This is a genomic window from uncultured Brachyspira sp., from assembly GCF_944390595.1.
Classification (GTDB): domain Bacteria; phylum Spirochaetota; class Brachyspiria; order Brachyspirales; family Brachyspiraceae; genus Brachyspira.
Map to the genome: position 1 here is coordinate 1 of NZ_CALXRN010000066.1, position 3969 is coordinate 3969.

A 3969-nucleotide genomic window follows, 5' to 3' on the forward strand; every position below is an offset into this window, starting at 1 on the left:
TCTTCTTTTTTTACTCCAGGCATGTCCATTTCTATAGAATAATTTTTATCATTTTCTTCTATATTGCAGCGGCATGCTCTTTTCATTTCATTATTATTGTATAAGCTATTAAATGCTTCATTAAAACCTCTAAAATCATCTAATATAGTATGTAAAGCTGGTAAAAATATGTTTTTAGTCATAGTTAAAACTCCTTATTAACTTTTATATTTCTGATTTAATGTAGCTTTTTAATCTATTTCCTAACTCTTTTGAGTTTTTATCATCGCTACACTAATATATATGCAAGAATTGTACCAATTATTTTTATTATATTGTTTATTAATTATACGTTTTTAGTCTTTTTTAAGATATCAAATTATTATAGAAATGATAATGTGTATGATATTAATACAGTTAAAATAAGGCTTTGTATATCAATTATACTAGTTAATATGTAAATAAGAATCGATGTATCTAATTTGTACTGAGTTTTATTAAAAAATTAAAATATATAAGTTTTTTATTTAGATGTTTTATATGTATCAAAAAATAATAAATTTTAATAATTTATTTGTATTTTATCAATATAAATATTTAATCGTAAACCTTTTATATTTTTATGGTTGACAATTATTTTGTATATGTTATTCTATTTCTATGAGTAGAAACATAAAGGAAAATATAATATCCATATTGGAATCAAATAAAGGCCTTTATATATCCGGTGAAAAATTGGCAAACAGTTTGAATGTAAGCAGGGCGGCAGTTTGGAAGGCTGTAAAAACTCTTAAGAATGAAGGTTATGACATTAAGGCAGTATCTAATAAGGGATATGTAATGTCAATAGAAACGGATGTTTTATCATCAAAAATCATAAAAAATAACATGTCTAAATATGATGATAAGTTTAATTTTATTATATATAAAACAGTTGAATCTACAAATATTATAGCCAGAGGACTTGCAATAAAAGGAGCAGAAAGCGGAACAGTTGTATTAGCAGAAGAGCAGACAAGCGGATACGGAAGAAACGGAAAATCATTTTTTTCTCCTTATGGAACCGGAATATATATGAGCATTATACTTAATTTAAAAAAAGAGAATAAGATTTTTAATAATTTGTTTATAACAACTGCTGCGGCAATGGCTGTATCAAAATCTATAGAAGAAATTACAAATGAGGACACTCAAATAAAATGGATTAATGATGTGTTTATAAATAATAAAAAAGTATGCGGAATACTTACTGAAGGAGCATTTAGTTTTGAAGATGGGAAATTAGATTATGCTGTAATTGGAATAGGAATTAATGTTAATTTTCCTAAATCAGGTTTCCCTAAAGAGCTTGATAATATAGCGGCATCAATAAGTACAAAAACAGATATAAGAAATATTTTAATAGCAAGAATATTAGAAAATCTTTGGGAATATTATTTCAATGATGTTAATTTTTATGAAGAGTATAAAAAGCGTTCATTTTTAATTGGCAGAAAAGTTATTATAAATATAAATGGAGATGAAAATATAGTTAAGGTTTTAGATATAGATAAGAGTTTTGCTCTTGTTATAGAATTTAATGACGGTAAAGTTGACAGGCTTTTATCAGGAAGCATAAATTATAAATAGGAAGGTTAATAAAATGAGCAATATTGAATCAATTATAAAACAGGAAATATCTTTAGAGGATTTAAAGTTAAAAATTATAAATGGGTATGATATAACAAAAGAAGAGGCTTTAAAATTGGTTGATGTACCGTTAGAAAATTTATGTTCATCTGCTAATGCATTAAGAAAATATTTTTGTTCTGATATATTTGATATGTGTTCAATAATAAATGCTAAAAGCGGAAAATGCTCAGAAAATTGCAAATTTTGTGCCCAGTCATCTCATTATGATACAAACTGCGAGGAATACGAAATATTAGATAAAGAAAAGATTTTAGAACAGGGAAAAAGCGATTTTGATAAAGGTGTTTTAAGATACTCTATAGTAACATCAGGAAGAGCTTTATATGGAAAAGAGATTGATGAAGTTTATGAGGCATTAGAGACCCTAAATAAAGAAACTGACGGATATATATGTGCTTCTTTAGGGCTTCTTGATGAGGAAGGATTTAGTAAAATGAAAAAAGCAGGACTTAGAAGGGTGCATAATAATTTGGAAGCTTCAAGAAATTTCTTTCCTCAAGTATGCACTACTCATACTTATGATGACAAAATTAAAGCTATAAAAGCAGCACAAAAAGCAGGAATGGTTGTATGCAGCGGCGGTATTATGGGAATGGGTGAAACTTGGGAAGATAGAATTGATATGGCAATAGAGCTTAGAGAACTTGGAATAATGTCAATACCTGTTAATATGCTTAATCCTATAGCAAGCACTCCTTTTGAAAATATTAATCCTCTTACTGAAGATGATATGAGAAGAATAGTTGCTATTTACAGATTTATTAATCCTAGAGCATTTATAAGACTTGCAGGCGGAAGGGGACTTATGAATGATAAAGGAAAATCATGCTTTTTATCCGGAGCAAATGCAGCTATAACAGGCGATATGCTTACTACTGCAGGAATATCAATAGAAACGGATAAAAAAATGGTAGAAGAATTAGGATATAAAATTCAGCTTACAGAAGATTGATTATATAAAAGTAAAAGAGAAAATTATTATGGCTAAAGCACTTTTTATAACGGCAACTGGTACTGATATAGGAAAAACTTATGTATCAGGTTTAATTGCTGAATATATGAAAAATAAAGGTTTGGATATAGGTTATTATAAAGCAGCTTTAAGCGGAAGCAATGATATAACAGACAGCGATGCTTGGCATGTAAAAGAGAAAGCTAATTTATCAGATTCATATAATGAAATGGTGTCTTATACTTATAAGCATGCCTATTCCCCTCATTTGGCAGCTCAAATTGAGGGGAATCCTCCTAATATAGAAATCATAAGAAAAGCATATAAAAATATGTCTGAAAAACATGATTATATTATAGTGGAGGGAAGCGGCGGTATAATATGCCCTATAAGATATGATGATAATAAAAAAATATTTTTAGAAGACATAATAAAACAATTAAATATACCTTCTATAATAATAGCAGATGCCGGACTTGGCACAATTAATTCTACGGTTTTAACTATAGAGTATATGAGAAATAAAAATTTAAAAATTAATGGTATTATATTAAATAGATTTGAAATAACAAATAAAATGCATGATGATAATAAAAAAATGATCGAAGATATGACTGGTGTAAAAATTATAGGCGTTGTTATGGACGGTATTTTAAAATTAGATGATAAAAATTTAGACAATCTTTTTGAATAATATTTTTACTTTTATTTCACATAAATAAAAAGGACTTATTATGACATTAGAAGAAAAGGATTTAAAATATATTTGGCATCCATGCTCGCAGATGAAAGATTATGAAGAACTTCCTCCGATCATTATAGACAGAGGAAAGGGAATTTATTTATACGATAAAGACGGAAAAGAGTATATTGATATCGTAAGTTCTTGGTGGTGTAATTTACTTGGGCATTGCAATGAAAAAATAAATGCTAATATAAAAGCACAGCTTGACAGATTAGAGCATGTAATATTTGCAAACTTCTCTCATGAAGGAGCTATTAAATTATGCGAGGAGCTTATAAAAATAATTCCAAAAGGATTAACTAAATTCAATTTTTCTGATAATGGTTCTTCATCTATAGAAGCTGCATTAAAAATGTCTTTTCAATATCAGCATCAAATAGGAAATACAAAAAGAACAAGATTCATGTGTTTTACTGATGGTTATCATGGTGAAACTATTGGGGCATTATCCGTTGGAAGTTTAGACTTATATGCAAAAATATACAAGCCTATGTTAATGGACACTATACATATAGAAGCACCTGACTGCTACAGATGTAAATACTGCAAAAATAGAGAAACTTGCAAATGCGAATGTTTTGAAGATGCTGAAAAAAAGTTT

At 28.0% G+C, this 3969-nt stretch carries 4 protein-coding genes and 1 pseudogene; 4 read left to right on the forward strand and 1 reads right to left on the reverse strand.

The genetic code is table 11. The features are described from left to right. Nucleotides 1–182, reverse strand: a pseudogene (locus Q0J90_RS03350) (Hsp20/alpha crystallin family protein); the annotation flags it as partial. 457 nt (nucleotides 183–639) lie between these two features. Here Q0J90_RS03350 and Q0J90_RS03355 point away from each other — a divergent pair. From Q0J90_RS03355 to Q0J90_RS03370, 4 genes are all read left to right on the forward strand, one after another. Next, complete coding sequence (locus Q0J90_RS03355) at nucleotides 640–1608, forward strand: biotin--[acetyl-CoA-carboxylase] ligase (RefSeq protein WP_297276562.1); 969 nt, start codon at nucleotides 640–642, stop codon at nucleotides 1606–1608. A gap of 13 nt (nucleotides 1609–1621) precedes the next feature. Beyond that, complete coding sequence (bioB, locus tag Q0J90_RS03360; RefSeq protein WP_297276563.1) at nucleotides 1622–2623, forward strand: biotin synthase BioB; 1002 nt, start codon at nucleotides 1622–1624, stop codon at nucleotides 2621–2623. 28 nt (nucleotides 2624–2651) lie between these two features. Continuing rightward, nucleotides 2652–3317 carry a dethiobiotin synthase gene (bioD, locus tag Q0J90_RS03365; RefSeq protein WP_297276564.1) on the forward strand — a complete coding sequence of 222 codons (666 nt, stop codon included), beginning with the start codon at nucleotides 2652–2654 and terminating at the stop codon, nucleotides 3315–3317. A gap of 40 nt (nucleotides 3318–3357) precedes the next feature. Further along, the coding region (locus Q0J90_RS03370; protein ID WP_297276565.1) for an aminotransferase class III-fold pyridoxal phosphate-dependent enzyme at nucleotides 3358–3969 on the forward strand (612 nt) is incomplete at its 3' end.

Excerpts from the sequence above, each read along its gene's own strand:
- Q0J90_RS03355 (WP_297276562.1), top strand. The coding sequence starts at position 640 with ATGAGTAGAAACATAAAGGAAAATATAATATCCATATTGGAATCAAAT.
- bioB (WP_297276563.1), top strand. The coding sequence starts at position 1,622 with ATGAGCAATATTGAATCAATTATAAAACAGGAAATATCTTTAGAGGAT.
- bioD (WP_297276564.1), top strand. The coding sequence starts at position 2,652 with ATGGCTAAAGCACTTTTTATAACGGCAACTGGTACTGATATAGGAAAA.